Here is an 18212-nt window from a genome sequence, read left to right on the forward strand (position 1 = left end):
GTTACGGTCCGGGTCGTTGCGTGCTTCCGCAAAGATCGGGCGCCGCCGCGGTCAGTTCAAGCGCCGCCCGTGCCGTTTTCCGCCTGCCCTGTTCTACCTGCAGCGTCGAGAGATACTCGATCAGCGACAAGATCCGGGTGCGCACATAGGCCTCGGTCTCCCAGGGTGAGAAGTTCGGATCCTGCGCCGCGTTGACCCGCAACCGGTAGCGGCTGCCCCAGATCGGCATCTCGCGCGTGCCAAGCGCGCCGGCGTCGGAGCCCTCGATCACGCCGTAGGTCGCCGCGACCCCCGGCTTCAGCGCATCCAGAGGCCGGCGCGCTTGATCGTGTTGCGGATCGCCTGTTCGCGCTTGGGCAGGTCGGTCCGGTCGAACATCTCCCGGATTGCGTGGCCCTTCCTCTGGTAGACGATCTTCTTCAGGGGCAGGTATTCCTTCAGAACCTTCTTGATCGGATTGGGCGCGATCGCGGTCTCGAGTATCTCCACCGCGCGGTCGCTCTCGCGCGCGTAAAGCAGCGGGAAGAGCCGGTAGTGGCAGGTCACCGCGCCGTCGAGCCCGGCAAGCTTCGGCCCCGGCCTGCCGCCGCCGAAGGAATGGATCACCAGCGGCAGCGCCACCTGGTCGAGCCAAGGGTCGAGCGACTGGCAGACCAGTTCCGCCGGCGCGTCGTCGCGGATCGCCAGCGCGTACTCAAGGAACCGCTCCCCGAACGCGCGCGGGCAGCGGTAAAAGAACCAGCCGGCGTTGAAGTAGAGGTAGCGCTCCCAGTATTCGTCGGGCTTCGAGCGGTCGAGCGAGCTTTCGTAGTCGAGCCCGAACTTGTCGTAGAGCGATTTCCAGGTCGCGCCGTAGCCCGGCCCGTAAAGCTCCAGCACCGGCCAGGTGCCCTCGCGCCGCATCGAGGCGGCGGGGCGGTCGAAGTCGAAGCCGACGCCGGAAAGCGGTCCGGTGAAGAGCGTGTCGGTGTCGAAGAAGACGAAGGGCTCGCCCTCGGGCAGGGCGGCGAGGCCCTCGATCTTGTTGCCGTAGGGATAGCGCTCGCCGAAATGGCGGCTCTCGAACGGGACGATTTCGGCGCCGAAGCCTTCGAGCAATGCGCGAAGCGGCGCGTCGATGCGGGGATCCCCGGTCCAGAGCGGGCCCGGCTGCGGCTCGCCGACGAAGAGCCGGCCGGGGAAGTCCGGATTGGCGGCGCGGAAGGTGGCGGCGAAGACCACCGCCTCGTAGCCGAGCCGCCCGGCCTGGCCGATGCAAAAGACGTTGAAGCCGCGCTCTCCCGCCGCGTTGCCCGACATGCCCGTTGCCCGTTTATTGGTTCCCTGTCCGCGCCCTTATAGGCGAGCCGCGCCGCCTGGGGAAGCGGCGCGACGCCAGTGGTCCCGCCTCAGCGCAGCCGCCAGGCCTGGGTGCGGTTGAGGATCCGGCGCGAGGCCAGCGCATGCAGGATCCGCGCCCCGGCATTGGTGTAGAAGATCATCATCCCCATCGCCGCCGCGGGCGCGATGTCGCCCGCGTCGTCCATGTTCAGGACCGCGATCGAGGCGAGCGCGGTATGGGTCGAATAGATGAACACCACCGCCGAGACCGTCGTCATCGCGTTGACGAAGAGGTAGATCGAGATATCGAGGATTGCCGGCAGGCAGACCGGCACCGTGACCCGCGCGAAGAGCTTGTAGAAGGGCTGGCGCAGCGACGAGGCGACCGGCTCGAACTCCGCGTCGATCTGCTTCAGCGCGGTCAGCGCGGTCAGGTGGCCGACGGTGTAGAAGTGGGTCACGGTCGAGATGACGAGGATTATCATCGTTCCGTAGATGAAGTGCAGCGGATTGGCCGGATTGTTGAAGAAGAAGATATAGGCCAGCCCGAGCACCATCCCCGGTACCGCCATCGGCAGCATCGCGAGGAACTGGAACAGGCCGCGCCCGGTTTTGAAGCCGTCGATCTTCTCGACCATGTAGGCGCCGGTGAAGATCACGACCGTACCGATCCCCGCCGTCATCAGCGCCAGCTTGATCGAGTTCCAGTAGGCCGCCCAGCCGCCGCCATCCATCCGGTCGAAGGCGTAGTTCTTGAGGCTGAGGCTGAGGTCGTAGGGCCAGAACCGGATCAGTGCCGCATACTGGCAGATCGCGATGATCCCGACGATGAACACCGCCATCGTGCCGCACCAGGCAAGGCACAGCGCCTCCAAGCGGCGGTCGGGCCGCGGCTGGTAGGGGACCGAGCGCGCCGAGAGGAGCGAAACCTGCTTCTTCTGCACCTGCCGGTCGACGAGGAAGGCCACCACCGCCGGAATCAGAAGGATCACCGAGACCACCGCGCCCATCTCGAAGTTCTGCTGGCCGATGACCTGCTTGTAGATGTCGATGGCGAGCACGTTGTACTGCCCGCCGATGACCTTCGGCAGGCCGAAGTCGGTGATCACCAGCGTGAAGGTCACGAAGGCCGCCGAGATCAGGCCGTAGCGCGCGCCGGGGATCGTCACCGTCCAGAAGGTGCGCCACTTGCTCGCGCGTAAGGATTCGGCCGCTTCGTACTGGCGCTGGTCGGCGATCGAGAGCGCGGTCGAAATGATGATCAGCGCATGCGGGAAGGTGAAGAAGACCGAACCGATGACAATGCCCAGGGGCCCGTAGATCGACTGCCCCATCAGGAGCGATTTCATCATCCCCTGGTTGCCGAAGAGATAGATGAGCGCGATCCCCGGCAACAGCGACGGCACGAGGATCGGCATCATCGCGATCATCCGGAATGCGCCCTTGAAGGGCATGCAACTGCGGTTGATCGCATAGGCGAACCCGAAGGCGAAGACGACGGTCAGCACCGTGCTCACGACCGCGATGTAGAGCGAGTTCTGGATCGAGGAGAACAGCGTCGGATTCGAGAAATACTCGACATAGTTCTGCGCCCCGACCGACTTGACCGGCCTGAGGTTGATCCGGCGGAAGGTGTTGCTGTCGTATTCCTGCCAGTCGGTGGTGTTCTTCAGGTCGAGGCCGACGAGCCAGGGCGCGTCATCCGTGGTGCCGCGCATCCGGTACTTGACCGGACTGCGGAAGCTGAAATCGGGAAAGAACGTTGTCGCCGTCAGCCGGCCATCGGAGCTGGAGCGCAGGTCATCGGCCGGGACCGAGCCCAGCTCCGCGTTCAGCGCCTCGGCGGTGACCGGCTCGCTCCAGACTGTGCCCGTCTCGTCGCTGACTTGGAACTCGTAGCGGGCGAGGTCGAAGCCGTAGGTGACGAAGCTCTTCGACAGCATCGCGTAGAGCGGAAGAGCCAGCGCCGCGACGAGGTAAAGCGCGATCACCCCCATGAAGATCCGCTTGATGATTCCATCGCGGTCGAGGCTCAAACGAACCCGGCGACCGGGCGGCAGTTCGGCGGTCATTTCGGTCATGCTCAGGCCCCCCGCGCGAACACGAGCACCCGCTCGGCGGGCAGTTCGACCGCCATCGCGGTACCCGGCTCCAGTTCCAGACGCCGCACCGCGTTCATCGAGAAGTTGGCCACGAGCGGCGTCTCGCCGAGCGCGTCGCTCCGCAGATGGGTGCGCCAGTAGGAGCCGAGGAACTCCATGTCCGTGATCGTCACCGGCAGCATGTTGGCCGCGCCGTTCCCGGCATCCTCGGCCCGGTGGGGCAGGATGTCCTCCGGCCGCACCGCCACGGTGACGGCGGCGCCGTCGGCAATGCGGGTCTCGCTGGTGGCGAGCACCACGTCGCCAAGCGTCACCGAGCCGCCCTGATAGGTCGAGGCGACCTTGTTGGTCTCGCCGATGAAGTCAGCGACGAAGAGCGAGGCCGGCTCCCGGTAGATCTCGGTCGGGGTGCCGACCTGCTCGATCCGGCCGCGGTTGATGACCACGATGCGGTCGGCCATCGACAGCGCCTCTTCCTGGTCATGCGTCACCATGATCGTGGTGACGCCGAGCTTGCGCTGCAATTCCTTGATCTGGTGGCGCAGATGCACCCGCACCTTGGCGTCGAGCGCCGAGAGCGGCTCGTCGAGCAGCAGAAGCCCCGGATCGATGGCGATGGCGCGGGCAAGCGCGACGCGCTGCTGCTGGCCGCCGGAGAGCTGCGCTGGGTATTTCGACGCCTGCTCGGGCAGGCCGACGAGATCCAGAAGTTCAGTGACGCGGGCGTCGATCTCGCGCTTGCTGCGGCCGGTATTCTCAAGCCCGAAGGCGATGTTGCGGCGCACCGTGAGGTTCGGGAAGAGCGCGTAGGACTGGAACACGATGCCGAAGTCGCGCTGCGACGGCGGCAGGCTGGAGATGTCCGATCCGCCCTGCCGGATCGTACCGCGGGTCTGCGGGTCGAGCCCCGCGATTGCGCGCAGCAGCGTGGTCTTGCCGCAGCCGGACGGGCCGAGGAAACACACGAACTCGCCCTTCGCGATGTCGAGCGTGACCTCCCGCAGCGCCACGAAGTCGCCGAAGCTTTTCCAGAGATCGGCGATCTCCAGGTAGGGCTGCGCCGATCCTTCGGCGACATGATCCCCGGCGGACGCCTGAAGGGCGCCGCGTCTCGTCATTGCAACCATCTTTTCCATCCGGACGGAACTTTCGGGGAGGGCGCCGCGATCAGACGCGGCGCCCGGAGAGAGTCGAAGCCGGGGCTCAGCCCTTCGGTTCGGACTTGGTGTCGTAGCGCTTGGTCCATTCCTCGAGGATGGCGCTGCGGTTGTTGGCCGCCCATTCGAAGTCGTTGTCGATCATCGCCTCGGTGATGCCCTCTGGGAAGAACTCGACCGGCTTGGCGATGCCGGGAATGGCGACGACCGCGTAGCCGACATTGTACATCTCCATCGCCTTCGGCGTGATCGACCAGTCGACCAGCGTCTGCGCCGCTTCGGCATTCGCGGTGCCGGCAACGATGGCGGTCGATTCCATGTCCCAGCCGATGCCCTCGCTCGGCACGATGATGTCGATCGGCGCGCCCTCGGCCTTGGACTTCGCGCCCCGGAACGCGAAGGAGACGCCGATTACGGTCTCACCCGCGGCGGCCATCTTGCAGGGCTTGGAGCCGGAATGGGTGTAGGCGCCGATATTCGCGTGCAGCGCGTCCATGTATTCCCAGCCCTTCTCCTCGCCGAACATCTGCAGCCAGCTCGACACGTCGAGGAAGCCGGTGCCCGACGAGGCGGGATTCGGCATCACGACATGGCCGGCATATTCGGGCTTGGTGAGATCGGCCCAGCTCGTCGGCGCGGTCAGGCCGAGCTTCTCGCCCTCGACCGTGTTGAAGCAGATCGCGGCCACCCAGGCATCCATGCCGACCCAGGAGGGCGGATTGTCGGCGTCCCGGAACCGCGGGTCGAGCGCGTCGAGCCCGGACGGGGCATAGGGCTCCAGCATGCCTTCGGTCTTCAGCACCAGAAGCGAGGTCGCGGCGAGGCCCCAGACCACGTCGGCCTGCGGATTGTTCTTTTCCGCCAGGAGCTTGGCGGTGATGACGCCGGTGGAATCGCGCACCCAGTTGATCTTGATGTCGGGATGGTCCTGGTTGAAGGTCTCGGCGTAGCGCGCGAGATCCTCGGCCTCGACGGCGGTGTAGACCGTCAGTTCGGTCTCGGCATAGGCGGCGCCCGACAGCATCGCCGCGGCGGCAAGGGCCGGAACCAGTGTTTTCGCTTTGATCATGATACTCCCCAGTTTTATCGCAGACGCGGTCTGCAGGTCTGCCGGTCACGCTGCGGTCGTCCCGCCCGTGCCGCAGTTGCGTTCAGTAAGGCTGCCGGGTAACGGCAGAATTGCTGTTCGGTAACAGCAGGATAACACGCATCCTCCTTCGAGCCATCATCCACAGGGAGTATGGGATCTGGCGGTCGATAGGAAAAATCTATTTATCTTATGACTTGATCACCAGGGCCGATGATGCGGGCGTCCGTGCGATAGGGCGCGAAAGGCGCGCGAAAGGCGCGCGCCCGGTCGCGAACCGACGGCTTGAGGCAGTTACCGCGCTTCCGCGCGAATGGCGTCCGCGACGATGTCGAGGGCGCGGTCGAGGTCGGCCTGCGCGATGGTCAGCGGCGGCGACAGCGTCAGCACGGACCCTGCGGAAATCTTGAAGCTGAGCCCCGCCTCCAGACAGCGGTAATAGATCCGCTCCGCCGCCTCTTTCGCGGGCGCCCGGCTCTCGCGGTCGGCGACGATCTCGACGCCGAACATCAAGCCGCGGCCGCGAATCTCGCCGACGCGGGGATCGTCGTCCACCGCCTCGCGCAGGCGCGCGAGCGCATGCGCCCCAAGCTCGGCAGCGCGCGCCACCAGCCCCTCGTCGCGGATCACCGCGAGCGTCTCGAGCGCCGCCCGCGCCGTCACCGGGTTCTTCTCGTGGGTGTAATGGCCGATGGCGAAGTCCCCGCAGACGTCGAGATCGGCCCGCGCCACCACGGCGGCGATGGGCAGGATGCCGCCGCCCAGGGCCTTGCCCAGCGTCACGATATCCGGGACCACCTCGTCATGCTCGAAGGCGAACATCCGGCCCGTCTTGCCGAGCCCGGTCGGGATCTCGTCCATGATCAGAAGCGCGCCCGCGCGGTTACAGGCCGCGCGCACCGCCTTCCAGAAACCCGGCGGCGGCACCACCGGCACCGCCCGCATCGGCTCCGCGATCACGGCCGCGACATCGCCCTCGCGCTCGAGCACGAACTCGACCATCCTCGCGCAGGCCAGCCCGCAAACCTCCGGCCCGGCATGGCCATAGGCGCAGCGGTAGCAGTTGAAGGGCGCCACATGCTCGGCCCCCGGCAGCAAGGGCCCGGCGATATGCGAGCGGAATGTCGCCTCGCCGCCGACGCTCGCGGCGCCGAAGCCCGCGCCGTGGAAGGCGTCCCAGAAGCTCACGGTCTTGAACCGCCCGGTCGCCGCCCGCGCGATCCGGAGCGCCACCTCGTTCGCATCCGATCCGCCGGTGGTGAAGAGCACCTTTCCCAGATCCCCCGGCGCCAGCGCGCCCAGGGTCTCGGCCAGTTCCACCGACACGTCATTGGTGAAACGGCGCGGCGAGAAGCTCAAGGCATCGAGTTGGTCCTTGATCGCCGCCACCACCCGGGGATGGCCATAGCCGATGTGATGGACCGAGTTGCCATGGAAATCCATGTAACGCCGCCCGGCGGTGTCCTCGATCCAGATCCCTTCCGCCTTGGCGATGGTCGAAAGGCACGGCGAGGACAGCGACTGGTGCAGGAAGGCGTTCGCATCGCGCGCCAGAAGCGCCCGCGTTGCCGCATCGGGATGCCGCGCCGCCCATGCGCGGCGCGCCTCCGACGTGTTGGACTCGCCCTCGGTATGGGTAATCACGCCATCCCTTTCTTCTTTTTCCAAATATCCCCGCCGGAGGCTCCCGCAGCCGCCGCCGGGATCACCGTGGCCAGGGCAGCGAATAGGTCTTCACATTGGTGAAGAACTTCATCGCCTCCGTCACGCCCTCCTTCACCCCGTTGCCAGAATCCTTGATGCCGCCGAAGGGCGAGGTCTCGATCCGGTAGCCGGGCTGTTCCCAGATGTTCACCGTGCCGACATTCAGCCCCTCGATATAGGCCTGCATGCGGCGGAAATCGTTGGTGCAGACGCCGGAGGAAAGGCCGAACTCGGTGCCGTTCGAGATCCGCATGACCTCGACGTCATTGTCCGGCACCCGGACGATCGGGATCACCGGGCCGAAGGTCTCCTCCATCACAAGCTCGCTGTCATGCGGCACATGATCGACCACGATCGGCGGCAGCAGCGCACCCTTTCGGCCGGGATCGTAGAGCACCTTCGCGCCCTGATCGGCGGCCATGTAGACGCGCTTCTCGAACAGTTCCGCCGCCTGCGCATGGATCACGCAGCCGAGTTCGGTCGCCGGGTCCATCGGGTCGCCGAAACGGATCTTCTTGGCCTTCTCCAGCACCATCGGCACGAAGCGGTCCGCCACCGACTCCTGCACGAGGATGCGTTTGATCGCCGTGCAGCGCTGGCCGGAATTGCCGGTGGCGCCTGCCACCGCGATCGTCGCGGCCTTCTCCAGATCGGCATCGTCGAGGTCATTGAGCACGATCAGCGGGTCGTTGCCGCCAAGCTCCAGCGCCTGCCGCTTGTAGACCGCCTTCGACGCGATCATCTTGCCGACCGGCACCCCGCCGGTGAAGGTGATGATGTCGATGTTGGGGTTGGTGATCATCTCGTCGCCGATGTCGGCCGGCAGGCCGGTCACCACCTGGAACATCTCCGGCGGCAGCCCGGCCTCGTAGAGAATGTCCGCGAGCGTGATCGCGGTCAGCGGCGTCAGTTCCGTCGGCTTCAGCACCATGCAGTTGTTGGTGGCGATCGAGGGCGCGATCTTGTGGCTGACCATGTTCAGCGGATGGTTGAAGGGCGTGATCGCCGAGATCGCCCGGACCGGCTCGCGCTTGGTGTAGATCTTGCGGTCCTTGCCGTTGTGGGTGAGGTCGCAGGAGAAGATTTGCCCGTCATCCTGCAAGGCCTGCGCCGCGGCGAAGGTATAGACGTCCTGCGCGCGCTTGGTCTCGTAGACCGCGTGCTGCCAGCAGATGCCGAGCTCCAGCACCAGCCACTTGGCGAGGTAATCGCGCCGCTCGCCGATGATCTCGCCGGTGCGCTTGAGGATCTGGCTGCGCTCGTAGCGGGTGAGCTTCGAACGGTAATTCGCCGCGATCTCGAAGGCCTTGCGGGCATGCTCGGCCGTTCCCGCCGGCACCGTGCCCACCACCTCGTCGGTATAGGGGTAGCGGACCTCGATCACCTTGTCGGTGAAGACGGTCTCGCCACCGATCCGCATGCCCTCGTGGCGGAGTTCAATCTCCATGTGCTGGTCCTTCATGGTCAGAGCGCCGCCGCGGTGGTGGCATAGAAGAAGGCGTCGAAGTTCCTGAGCTCCGGCGCGTCCGGCGAGTCGACCGTGCGGTTGACGATGAAGGGCACCTCCTGCTCGGTCAAGCCGCCGTGGGAGCGCAAGGGCTCCTTCAGCGCCGCGAGGTCGTGGCGATGCGCCGAGGTGCCGATAGTCATGTTCTCGCCCGAGATCATCACGATGTCGCCGATCCGGTCGGCGGGCAACTCGAACCGCTTCACCGCCTCCTCGCGGGTCACAACGAGAATGATCTCGTCCCGCGCGGCGAGCTTGGCCATGATCGCCTCCCGGTCGGCCCCCGCCGGCAGGTAGGCGGTTGCGAACGACCCCAGCGCGCCGTGATGGACGACGTAGGGATCGGTGATCGGCAGGATCACCCGCGCCGCGTCCTTGCCCAGCCACTCGTCCATCAGGTCCTGCACATAGATCACCGCCGGCGAGCCGTCTGCCTTGTGCTTGGGCTTCATGCCGTGATCGGCGGTGACGACCACCGCCGCCCCGAGCGCATCGAGTTCGGCGAGGTAGCGGTCGAACATCGCGTAGAATTCCTTGGCCCCCTGCTCGTCGGGGGCGAACTTGTGCTGGATGTAGTCGGTCGTCGAGAGATACATCACGTCCGGCTTCCACTCCTTCAGGAGCTTCACCCCGGCGGCGAAGACGAACTCCGAGAGATCCGCCGAATAGACTTCGGGCACCGGACGCCCGAGCCATTCGTTCGCCTTGTCGATCCCGTGCTCGGCCTTCGTCGTGGTGTCGGACTTCTCCGAGGAAAACGCGATCGCCCGGTCCTCGTCGAACTTGAGCCCCGCCCCCAGCAGCGCCCTGAGCTTGTCCTTCGCCGTGACGACAGCGACACGCGCACCGGCCTCGTAGAAGCGCGAGAACACCGTCGGCGCGCGCAGGAACCGCACGTCGTTCATCATCACCTCCTCGCCGGTCTCCGGGTCGTAGAGGTAGTTTCCGCAGATCCCGTGCACCGCCGGCGGCCGGCCCGTCGCGATGGAGAGGTTGTTGGGGTTGGTGAAAGACGGAATGACCGAATGCGCGAGCCGATCGGTGCCCTCCGCGCGCATCCGCTTCAGGGTCGGCATCAGCCCCTCGGCGATGGCGACGTCGAGGTATTCCGGCTCGCAGCCGTCGAGGCAGATCGCCACCGCCGGCACCTTCGGCCAGGGGTAGACGCGGTCATTGGCCGTCACGGGCTTGCGGGTGATCATGTTCATTTCCAGTCCTTCCGTCATATTTCGGTGCCGCCTCAGGCGGCGAGCTTGGCGCGTTCGGCGATCGCCGCCTCGGGCGGTGCGGCGGAAGCGACGCCCATCTCGGCGAGCGCCTCCATCGCGGCCTGAACCACGCGTCGCATCACGTGTTCGTCCATCCTTCCAATGCAGCCGATGCGGAAACTCTCCACCACCGTCAGCTTGCCGGGATAGATGATGAAGCCTTTCTGTTTCATCTTTTCGTAGAAGTCGGAAAAGACGAAGGCCGGATCGGCCGGGCAGAAGAAGGTGACGATGATCGGCGAGAGCCAGCGGTCCTTCAGAAGCGTCTCGAAGCCCAAGCCCCGCATCCCCTCGACCATCACGTCGCGGTTCCGCGTATAGCGCGCCCCGCGCCCCGCGACGCCGCCCTCCGCCGCATGGAGCCGCAAGGCCTCGAGAAAGGCCGCGACGACATGCGTGGGCGGCGTGAAGCGCCACTGGCCGGTCTTCTCCATGTAGGCCCATTGCGCATGGACATCGAGGCTGAGCGAGTGGCTGTTGCCCTTGGCCGCCTCCAGCTCCGACCGCCGCGCGATCACGAAGCCGAAGCCCGGCACGCCCTCGATGCACTTGTTGGCCGAGGAGACCATCGCCTCGTAGCGGATCTCGTTGACATCAAGGGGCAGCGCGCCGAAGGCCGACATCGAGTCGATCAAGAGCTTGCGGCCGCGCGAATAGACCGCCTCGGAAATCTCCGCGACCGGGTTGAGGATGCCGGACGATGTCTCGCAATGGATCGCCACGACATGGGTGATCGCCGGATCGTCGTCGAGCGCGGCCGCCACTTCGTCGCCCCGCGGCGGCATGTAGTCGCCCTTGTCGATCAGCGTGTATTCGCGGCCGAGATAGCGCATCGTCTCCGCCGCGCGGAGCCCGTAGGCGCCGTTCGCCAAGACCAGCGCCTTGCCGTCCCTCGGAACGAAAGTCCCGAGCATCGCCTCGACCGAGAACGAGCCCGAGCCCTGCATCGGCACGCAGACGAAAGCGCCCGTCGTATCCCCGGCGAGTGCCACGAGCTGGTCACAGACCGATTTCGTCATGGCGCGGAAATCGGCGTCCCACGACCCCCAGTCCCTTAGCATCGCCTCCTTCGTCGAGAACGCCGTCGTCAACGGCCCTGGCGTCAGAAGATAGGGCTCGCCCAGCCTCGGGGCGGGCAGCGGCTCGGGCGAATGCGGCATGGCAGGCTCCTTCGGCAACACTTGGGCTGTAGTGATGCTTTTTCCACGCGCTCGTCCATATGTAAAATCGCTATTTTAGATTGATGTATAAGGCTAACTTATTCTTTGCTCAGTCGGCCCCTGCGACCGCGAGACGCGTAAGCGTTGCAACCCATAAACCGGGTCGTTAGCATCCCCGCAAACATAATCCTTCCCGATAAGGCCGCGGTTCCCATGCGCTATGTCCAGCTTCGGGCCTTCCACTATGTGGCAATCTGCGGCGGCTTCTCGCGCGCGGCCGAGGAACTGTACCTCACGCAGCCCGCAATCTCCGACCAGGTGCGCAAGCTCGAGGAGGAATACGACGTCCTGCTCTTCAACCGGCACAAGAAGCAGGTCGTTATGACCTCGGCCGGCGAGCGCCTGCTCGAGATCACCCGGCGGCTCTTTGACCAGGAGCAGCAGGCGCTCGAGCTTTTGTCCGAGAGCCGCGCCCTGCGCTCGGGGACCCTGCAGATCGTCGCCGACAGCGCGCACCATCTCTTGCACATACTAGGCCCGTTCCGCGAACGCTATCCGGGCGTCAGGATCAACGTCCGCGCCGGCAACACCGAGACCGTCATCCAGAGCCTTTACAATTACGAGTCCGACATCGGCGTCATCGGAGAGATCCCGCGCAGCCGCGACTTTCAGCATCTGCAGCTGATCTCCACGCCGATCGTGGCCTTCGTCGCCACCCACCACCCGCTTGCGCGGGTTCCGTCGTTCAGCTTCGACGAGCTCGCGCGCCATCCGCTGGTGTTCCGCGAGCAGGGCTCGCGCACCCGCAAGAAGCTCGAGGAAGCCGCGACGGCGGCCGGTGTCGCGCTGGTGCCGGCGATCGAGGCCGAGGGCCGCGAGGCGGTGCGCGAGATCGTCGCCTCGGGCGCGGGCGTCGGCTTCGTCTCGGCGGCGGAGTTCGGCGAGGACGCGCGGCTGGTGCGGATCCCGCTGATAGGAGCGGAGGCGATCGGCATGGACGAGGCGCTGATCTGCCTGCGCGAGCGCAGCGGCGGCAAGCTCGTCCGGGCCTTCTTCGAGATCGCCCGCGGCGTGGCCCTACGCTGAGACAAGGCCGGGCGCACACACGATTTCGTCAAGGCATTGGCAATACCCCCCGCCGGATCCCACATTCGGCAGGACCGCAGCGACAGGAAAGGACCGCAATGGCCTACCGCAAGTCCCCCGAGGCGATCGCCCGCCTCACGCCGGAACAGTACCGCGTCACCCAGGAGAATGGCACCGAGCGCCCCTTCACCGGCGAATACAACAGCACGAAGGAACCGGGCATCTATGTCGACATCGTCTCGGGCGAACCGCTCTTCGCCTCGTCCGACAAGTTCGAATCCGGCTGCGGCTGGCCGAGCTTCACCAAGCCGATCGTGCCCGCGAACGTGACCGAGCTGCGCGACATGAGCCACGGCATGATCCGCACCGAGGTGCGCTCGGCCCACGGCGACAGCCATCTCGGCCATGTCTTTCCCGACGGGCCGCGCGACCGCGGCGGCTTGCGCTACTGCATCAATTCCGCGAGCCTGCGGTTCATTCCGCGCGCCGAGATGGAGGCGGCGGGCTACGGTGACTATCTCGACCAGGTGGAGGACGTGACATGACCGAACGCGCCATTCTCGCCGGCGGCTGCTTCTGGGGGATGCAGGACCTGGTCCGCAGGCTGCCCGGCGTCGTCGCGACCCGTGTGGGCTATACCGGCGGCGACGTGCCGAACGCGACCTACCGCGACCACGGCAGCCATGCCGAGGGGATCGAGATCCTCTTCGACCCCGACCGGATCAGCTACCGGCGGATTCTCGAGTTCTTCTTCCAGATCCACGACCCGACGACGAAGGACCGGCAGGGCAACGACCGCGGCGCGAGCTATCGCTCGGGCATTTACTACCTCTCCGAGGCGCAGCGCCAGGTCGCCGAGGACACGATCGCGGACGTCGATGCCTCCGGCCTCTGGCCGGGGCCGGTGGTCACCGAGGTCAGGCCCGCCGGCCCGTTCTGGGAGGCAGAGGCGGAGCATCAGGACTACCTGCAGCGGTTCCCGAGCGGCTATACCTGCCACTTCCCGCGCCCCGACTGGGTCCTGCCGAAGCGCGACGCCGCCGAGTGAGCCGCGGGGCCTGCCGGAATGAAAGAAGGCCCCGCCGTGGCGGGGCCTTCGCGCCTTCCGTGAGTCCGTGGCGCGGTTACTGCGGGATCTCGCCCTCGATCCCCTCGACGTAGAAGTTCATCCCCGACAGCGTCGCGTCGTCGGCGGCCTCGCCCTCGGCGAGCCATGCCGAGCCGTCCTGCTTGTTCAGGGGCCCGCTGAACGGGTGGTATTCGCCCGAACCGATCTTGTCGCGCAGCGCCATCGCCTCGTCCCTGACCTCGGCCGGCACCTCGTCGGAGATCTCGCCGATCACCACCTCGCCGTCGCCGATGCCCTTCCAGCTCGCCAGCGGCTCCCAGGTGCCGTCGATCACCGCCTGGGTGCGCTCGATGTAATAGGGCGCCCAGTTGTCGATGATCGACGAGATCCGCGGCTTCGGCGCATAGGCGGTCATGTCGGAGGCCTGGCCGAAGGCATAGACGCCGGCTTCCTGCGCCTTGGCCATCACGGCCGTGGAGTCGGTGTGCTGCATCAGCACGTCGACGCCCTCGGCGATGAGCGCCGAGGCCGCGTCGGCCTCCTTCGCCGGGTCGAACCAGGTATAGACCCAGACCACCTTCATCTGCGCGTCGGGGTTGACCTTCTTGGCGTGGATATAGGCCGAGTTGATGCCCTGGATCACTTCCGGGATCGGGAACGAGGCGATGTAGCCGATCTTGCCCGTCTTGCTCATCCGCCCCGCGATCGTGCCGATCACCGCGCGGCCCTCGTAGAAGCGGGCGTCATAGGTCGCGACGTTCGGCGCCTGCTTGTAGCCGGTCGCGTGCTCGAACTTGATGTCGGGGAATTTCTGCGCGACGTTCAGCGTCGCGTCCATGAAGCCGAAGGACGTGGTGAAGATCAGCTTGTGGCCGGAAAGCGCGAGCTGGGTGATCGCGCGCTCGGCATCGGCGCCTTCCGGCACGTTCTCGATGAAGGTCGTCTCCACCGCGTCGCCGAAATGCTCCTCGACCGCGAGCCGGCCCTGGTCGTGCTGGTAGGTCCAGCCGCCGTCGCCCGGCACGCCGACATAGATGAAGCCGACCTTGAGCGGATCCTGCGCGAGGGCGGCACCGGCGAGGCCGAGGCCGAGCGCCGTTCCCGCAATCGCCGACGTGGCAAGGAACTGTCTGCGTTTCATATCGTTACTCCCTGTGAATGGGCTTCATGGCCCGGTTTGGCTTCGCCTCAATGCGAGGCATGGAACACCCGGCCGAGTGCGGCGGGGGCGGCAAGCGTCGCCCTCCCGCGCGGGGCCGACATGATGACAAGCACGATGATCGTTATCAGATAGGGCGCCATCGACAAGACCTGCACCGGGATCGCGATGCCGGCCGCCTGAAGACGGAGCTGCAGCACCGTGACCCCGCCGAAGAGATAGGCGCCAAGCAGCACCCGCTCGGCCTTCCACGAGGCGAAGACGACGATGGCGAGCGCGATCCAGCCGGCGCCGGCGGTCATGCCCTCGGTCCATTGCGGGACCCGCACGAGGCTCAGATAGGCGCCGCCGAGCCCGGCGAGCGCGCCGCCGAACATCAGGGCCGCGATCCGCACCCGGATCACCCGGTAGCCGAGCGCATGGGCGGCGTCATGGCTTTCGCCCACCGCGCGCAGGATCAGCCCGGCACGGGTGTACTTCAGGAACGCCCAGGTGCCGCCGACGAGCAGGAGCGAGAGATAGACCACCCAGTCGTGGTTGAAGAGGATCGGCCCGAGCCCGGGAATGTCCGAAAGCGGCCCCATGTCGATCTTCGCCGTCGGCGGCGGCTTGATCCCCTGGTAGCCCTGGCCCATCAGCGCCGAGAGCCCGAGGCCGAAGAGCGTCAGCGCCAGACCCGTCGCCACCTGGTTGGACAGGAGGTACTGGGTCAGGAGCGCGAAGAGGAGCGCCATCACCGCGCCGCCCACGGCCGCCGCCATGAAGCCGACGAACGGGCTCTCCGTCGCCACCGCCGCGGCGAAGCCGGAGATCGCGCCGATGATCATCATCCCCTCGACCCCGAGATTGAGGACGCCGGATTTCTCGGCGACCATCTCGCCCGTCGCCGCAAGAAGGATCGGTGTTGCCGCGACCATCATCGAGGCGATGAGAAGAACGATGTCGATACCGCCGATAACCATCAGATCAGCCCCCCGATGCGGATGCGGAAATTTGTGAGAAGGTCCAGGGCCAGCAGGAAGAAGAGAAGCATCCCCTGGAAGGCCTGGATCGCTGCGAGCGGCAGGCTGAGCGAAAGCTGCGCCATTTCGCCACCGATATAGGTCAGCGCCATCAGAAGCCCCGCGAGCAGGATGCCGACCGGATGCAGCCGCCCGAGGAAGGCCACGATGATCGCGGTGAAGCCGTAGCCGACGTTGAAGCTGTCGGTGATCTGCCCGCCCGGACCGGCGACCTCGAAGATCCCCGCGAGCCCCGCGAGCGCGCCCGAGATGCCGAGACAGATCGCGACGAGCGTGTTGGGGTTGACGCCGGCGAACCGCGCCGCCCGTGGCGCCTGCCCCGCGACGGAGATCTGGAAGCCGAGAATGTGGCGGTTGAGAAGGATATAGGCGCCGATCACCGCGAGGAATGCCGTCACCACGCCCCAGTGCAGCCCGGTATTGGCGATCAGGTCGGCATTATGGGCCGAGGGGTACTGCTGCAGGTTGCGGCTCCCCGGGAAGCCGAAGCCCTCGGGGTTCTTCAAGGGTCCGAAGGCCAGGGTCGAGAGAATGTTCTCGGCCACATAGACCAGCATCAGCGAGACAAGGATCTCGTTCGTGCCGAAGCGGATCTTCAGAAGCGCCGGGATCATCGCCCAGATGAAGCCGCCGATCGCTCCGGCGATGATCATCGCCGGGAACAGCAGGAAGCTCTCCGCCGGATAGGCCGCGAGCGCCACGGACCCGCCACAGAGCGCGCCCATGATGTACTGGCCTTCCGCGCCGATGTTCCAGACCGCCGCCCGGAAGCCGAGGCTCAGGCCGATCGCGATGAGGATGAGCGGGCCGGCCTTCACCAGAAGCTGCGGCCGGAAATAGCTCGCATTGGCGCCGAACAGCGGCTCCCAGAAGATCGCCTTGATGGCGAGCACCGGGTCCTTGCCGAGCATGGCGAAGAGCATGCCGCCCGCGATCATCGTCAGGATGACGGCGAGGACCGGCGTGCCCCAGGACCAGAAGGTCGAGGGGGTCGGGCGTTTCTCAAGCCTGAACATGGTGCACCTCCGCTTCATGCATGCCATGCGCCCCGCCGAGCATCAGGCCAATCTCGTCGATGGTCAGTCCCTGCGTCGGGACCGGGGCCGACAGCCGGCCCTCGTTCAGCGCCGCGAAGCGGTCGGCGATCTCCATGATCTCGTCGATGTCCTGGCTGATCACCACGACCGCCGCGCCCTTGGCCGCACGGTTCAGGAGCGCCTGCCGGATGAAGGCCGCGGCCGCGGCATCGACGCCCCAGGTCGGCTGGTTGACGATGATCACCTCCGGCTCCTGCATGATCTCGCGCCCGAGCACGAACTTCTGCAGGTTACCGCCCGAGAGCGCGCGCGCCGCCGTGCCGATGCCGGGGGTCCGGACGTCGAAGGTCTTGACCACTTCCTCGGCGAAGCGCCGGGTGCCGGCCCAGTCGATGAAGCCGTTCTTCGTCAGCTGTTTGCGGACCGCGCCCGAAAGAAGCGCGTTCTCCATCAGGCTCAGGTCCGGCACTGCGGCATGGCCCAAGCGTTCCTCGGGCGCGGTGCAGAGCCCCGCCTTGCGGCGCTCGTTCGGCCCGAGGTCGCCGACGTCGAGCCCGTTGATCTGCACGCAGTCGCGCGGCGTCTTCACCTCGCCCGACAGGGCCAGCAGAAGCTCGTCCTGGCCGTTCCCGGCGACGCCGCCGATGCCCAGGACCTCGCCCTGCCGGACCTCGAAGCCGATCTCGCGCAGGCTGGTGCCGAAGGCGCTCGGCGCCGGGACCGAGAGGTTGCGCACCTGCAGCGCCACCGGGCCGGGGTTGATCGGCGCCCGCTGGGGCGCGTTCAACTCCGCGCCGACCATCATCTCGGCCATCTCGCGCGCGGTGCTGTCCCTCGGCGTGCAGGTGCCCACGACCTTGCCGCGCCGCAGGATCGTCGCCTCGTCGCAGAGGGCTTTGATCTCTTCCAGCTTGTGGCTGATGTAGAGGATCGAGGTCCCCTCCGCCGCGAGCTGCCTGAGCGTTCCGAAGAGGATATTGACCTCCTGCGGGGTGAGCACCGAAGTCGGCTCGTCCATGATCAGGAGCTTCGGATCCTGAAGGAGACAGCGGATGATCTCCACCCGCTGGCGCTCCCCGGCCGACAGGTCGCCCACCAGCCGCTCGGGGTCCAAGGGCAGGCCGTAGCCTTCCGAGACCTCGCGGATCCGCCCGGCGAGCTCGCCCATCGGCGGCGGGTTGTCCATGCCCAAGGCCACGTTCTCGGCGACGTTCAGCGCGTCGAAGAGGCTGAAATGCTGGAACACCATCGCGACGCCGAGGCCCCGCGCCTCGCGCGGTTCGGAGGGCGTGTATTCCTCGCGCCGGAAGGTCATCCTCCCCTCGTCGGGCTTCACCAGCCCGTAGATCATCTTCACCAGCGTCGACTTGCCCGCGCCGTTCTCGCCCAGAAGCGCGTGGACCTCGCCCTCGCCGATCTGGAACGAGACGTCATCATTGGCCTTCACGCCCGGATAGGACTTCGACAGTCCCTCGATCGTCAAAAGCACGTCCCTTGTCATCTCGCGTCTTCCCTCCCGGGGCGCCGTGCGCCC

At 66.5% G+C, this 18212-nt stretch carries 16 protein-coding genes; 3 read left to right on the plus strand and 13 right to left on the minus strand.

The window, feature by feature from the left end; translation table 11 throughout:
• Nucleotide 1: 1 nt before the first annotated feature.
• The 9 genes from OM960_RS14685 to OM960_RS14725 form a co-directional block, all read right to left on the minus strand.
• On the minus strand, nt 2-271 hold the full coding sequence (locus OM960_RS14685) for a hypothetical protein (protein ID WP_264772467.1): 270 nt from the start codon (nt 269-271) through the stop codon (nt 2-4).
• 26 nt (nt 272-297) lie between these two features.
• A complete protein-coding gene (locus OM960_RS14690) occupies nt 298-1299 on the minus strand; it encodes a GT-B fold glycosyltransferase domain-containing protein (RefSeq protein WP_264772468.1) in 1002 nt (333 codons plus the stop codon).
• Between the two features lie 89 nt (nt 1300-1388).
• Nucleotides 1389-3401 carry a putative 2-aminoethylphosphonate ABC transporter permease subunit gene (locus OM960_RS14695; protein WP_264772469.1) on the minus strand — a complete coding sequence of 671 codons (2013 nt, stop codon included), beginning with the start codon at nt 3399-3401 and terminating at the stop codon, nt 1389-1391.
• Nucleotides 3402-3403: 2 nt separating this feature from the next.
• Entirely contained in the window at nt 3404-4540 is a 1137-nt protein-coding gene (locus OM960_RS14700; protein ID WP_263337153.1) for a putative 2-aminoethylphosphonate ABC transporter ATP-binding protein, read from the minus strand.
• Nucleotides 4541-4625: 85 nt separating this feature from the next.
• Nucleotides 4626-5648 (minus strand): putative 2-aminoethylphosphonate ABC transporter substrate-binding protein, encoded by a 1023-nt coding sequence (locus OM960_RS14705; RefSeq protein ID WP_264772470.1) that lies wholly within the window; start codon nt 5646-5648, stop codon nt 4626-4628.
• A gap of 312 nt (nt 5649-5960) precedes the next feature.
• The gene (gene pbfA / locus OM960_RS14710; protein ID WP_263337149.1) at nt 5961-7310 is read right to left on the minus strand and encodes a (R)-1-hydroxy-2-aminoethylphosphonate ammonia-lyase; all 1350 of its coding nucleotides are present in this window, start codon (nt 7308-7310) and stop codon (nt 5961-5963) included.
• Nucleotides 7311-7371: 61 nt separating this feature from the next.
• On the minus strand, nt 7372-8817 hold the full coding sequence (gene phnY, locus OM960_RS14715; protein ID WP_264772471.1) for a phosphonoacetaldehyde dehydrogenase: 1446 nt from the start codon (nt 8815-8817) through the stop codon (nt 7372-7374).
• A gap of 17 nt (nt 8818-8834) precedes the next feature.
• Complete coding sequence (gene phnA / locus OM960_RS14720; RefSeq protein WP_264772472.1) at nt 8835-10085, minus strand: phosphonoacetate hydrolase; 1251 nt, start codon at nt 10083-10085, stop codon at nt 8835-8837.
• Between the two features lie 32 nt (nt 10086-10117).
• Nucleotides 10118-11305: a 2-aminoethylphosphonate--pyruvate transaminase gene (locus tag OM960_RS14725; protein ID WP_264772473.1), complete on the minus strand. Its 1188-nt coding sequence runs from the start codon at nt 11303-11305 to the stop codon at nt 10118-10120.
• A gap of 213 nt (nt 11306-11518) precedes the next feature.
• Between OM960_RS14725 and OM960_RS14730 the strand changes: the two genes are divergently transcribed.
• The 3 genes from OM960_RS14730 to msrA all read left to right on the plus strand — a co-directional run bounded on the left by OM960_RS14730 (nt 11519) and on the right by msrA (nt 13439).
• Nucleotides 11519-12391, plus strand: coding sequence for a LysR substrate-binding domain-containing protein (locus OM960_RS14730; protein WP_263337135.1), 873 nt, complete (start codon nt 11519-11521; stop codon nt 12389-12391).
• A gap of 98 nt (nt 12392-12489) precedes the next feature.
• A complete protein-coding gene (gene msrB / locus OM960_RS14735) occupies nt 12490-12936 on the plus strand; it encodes a peptide-methionine (R)-S-oxide reductase MsrB (protein WP_263337133.1) in 447 nt (148 codons plus the stop codon).
• Nucleotides 12933-13439, plus strand: coding sequence for a peptide-methionine (S)-S-oxide reductase MsrA (msrA, locus tag OM960_RS14740; RefSeq protein ID WP_264772474.1), 507 nt, complete (start codon nt 12933-12935; stop codon nt 13437-13439). Before msrB ends, msrA begins: the two co-directional genes overlap by 4 nt.
• A 76-nt stretch (nt 13440-13515) precedes the next feature.
• Here msrA and OM960_RS14745 read toward each other — a convergent pair whose 3' ends face one another.
• Genes OM960_RS14745 through OM960_RS14760 form a run of 4 tightly spaced genes read right to left on the minus strand, consistent with a single transcriptional unit; the run spans nt 13516 to nt 18179 of the window.
• On the minus strand, nt 13516-14601 hold the full coding sequence (locus OM960_RS14745; RefSeq protein WP_263337130.1) for a BMP family ABC transporter substrate-binding protein: 1086 nt from the start codon (nt 14599-14601) through the stop codon (nt 13516-13518).
• A 47-nt stretch (nt 14602-14648) separates the two neighbouring features.
• Nucleotides 14649-15581: an ABC transporter permease gene (locus OM960_RS14750; RefSeq protein WP_264772475.1), complete on the minus strand. Its 933-nt coding sequence runs from the start codon at nt 15579-15581 to the stop codon at nt 14649-14651.
• Nucleotides 15581-16657 (minus strand): ABC transporter permease, encoded by a 1077-nt coding sequence (locus tag OM960_RS14755; protein WP_263337126.1) that lies wholly within the window; start codon nt 16655-16657, stop codon nt 15581-15583. Before OM960_RS14755 ends, OM960_RS14750 begins: the two co-directional genes overlap by 1 nt.
• Nucleotides 16644-18179 carry an ABC transporter ATP-binding protein gene (locus OM960_RS14760; RefSeq protein ID WP_264772476.1) on the minus strand — a complete coding sequence of 512 codons (1536 nt, stop codon included), beginning with the start codon at nt 18177-18179 and terminating at the stop codon, nt 16644-16646. Before OM960_RS14760 ends, OM960_RS14755 begins: the two co-directional genes overlap by 14 nt.
• Between the last annotated feature and the right edge of the window lie 33 nt (nt 18180-18212).

This window comes from Defluviimonas salinarum (assembly GCF_026013545.1).
Classification (GTDB): domain Bacteria; phylum Pseudomonadota; class Alphaproteobacteria; order Rhodobacterales; family Rhodobacteraceae; genus Albidovulum; species Albidovulum salinarum.

Coding starts and splice junctions, on each gene's coding strand:
- OM960_RS14690 (WP_264772468.1), bottom strand. CDS start 1,299: ATGTCGGGCAACGCGGCGGGAGAGCGCGGCTTCAACGTCTTTTGCATC.
- OM960_RS14725 (WP_264772473.1), bottom strand. CDS start 11,305: ATGCCGCATTCGCCCGAGCCGCTGCCCGCCCCGAGGCTGGGCGAGCCC.
- phnY (WP_264772471.1), bottom strand. CDS start 8,817: ATGGAGATTGAACTCCGCCACGAGGGCATGCGGATCGGTGGCGAGACC.
- OM960_RS14705 (WP_264772470.1), bottom strand. CDS start 5,648: ATGATCAAAGCGAAAACACTGGTTCCGGCCCTTGCCGCCGCGGCGATG.
- OM960_RS14745 (WP_263337130.1), bottom strand. CDS start 14,601: ATGAAACGCAGACAGTTCCTTGCCACGTCGGCGATTGCGGGAACGGCG.
- OM960_RS14750 (WP_264772475.1), bottom strand. CDS start 15,581: ATGGTTATCGGCGGTATCGACATCGTTCTTCTCATCGCCTCGATGATG.
- OM960_RS14700 (WP_263337153.1), bottom strand. CDS start 4,540: ATGACGAGACGCGGCGCCCTTCAGGCGTCCGCCGGGGATCATGTCGCC.
- OM960_RS14730 (WP_263337135.1), top strand. CDS start 11,519: ATGCGCTATGTCCAGCTTCGGGCCTTCCACTATGTGGCAATCTGCGGC.
- OM960_RS14760 (WP_264772476.1), bottom strand. CDS start 18,179: ATGACAAGGGACGTGCTTTTGACGATCGAGGGACTGTCGAAGTCCTAT.
- msrB (WP_263337133.1), top strand. CDS start 12,490: ATGGCCTACCGCAAGTCCCCCGAGGCGATCGCCCGCCTCACGCCGGAA.
- OM960_RS14695 (WP_264772469.1), bottom strand. CDS start 3,401: ATGACCGAAATGACCGCCGAACTGCCGCCCGGTCGCCGGGTTCGTTTG.
- msrA (WP_264772474.1), top strand. CDS start 12,933: ATGACCGAACGCGCCATTCTCGCCGGCGGCTGCTTCTGGGGGATGCAG.
- OM960_RS14755 (WP_263337126.1), bottom strand. CDS start 16,657: ATGTTCAGGCTTGAGAAACGCCCGACCCCCTCGACCTTCTGGTCCTGG.
- phnA (WP_264772472.1), bottom strand. CDS start 10,085: ATGAACATGATCACCCGCAAGCCCGTGACGGCCAATGACCGCGTCTAC.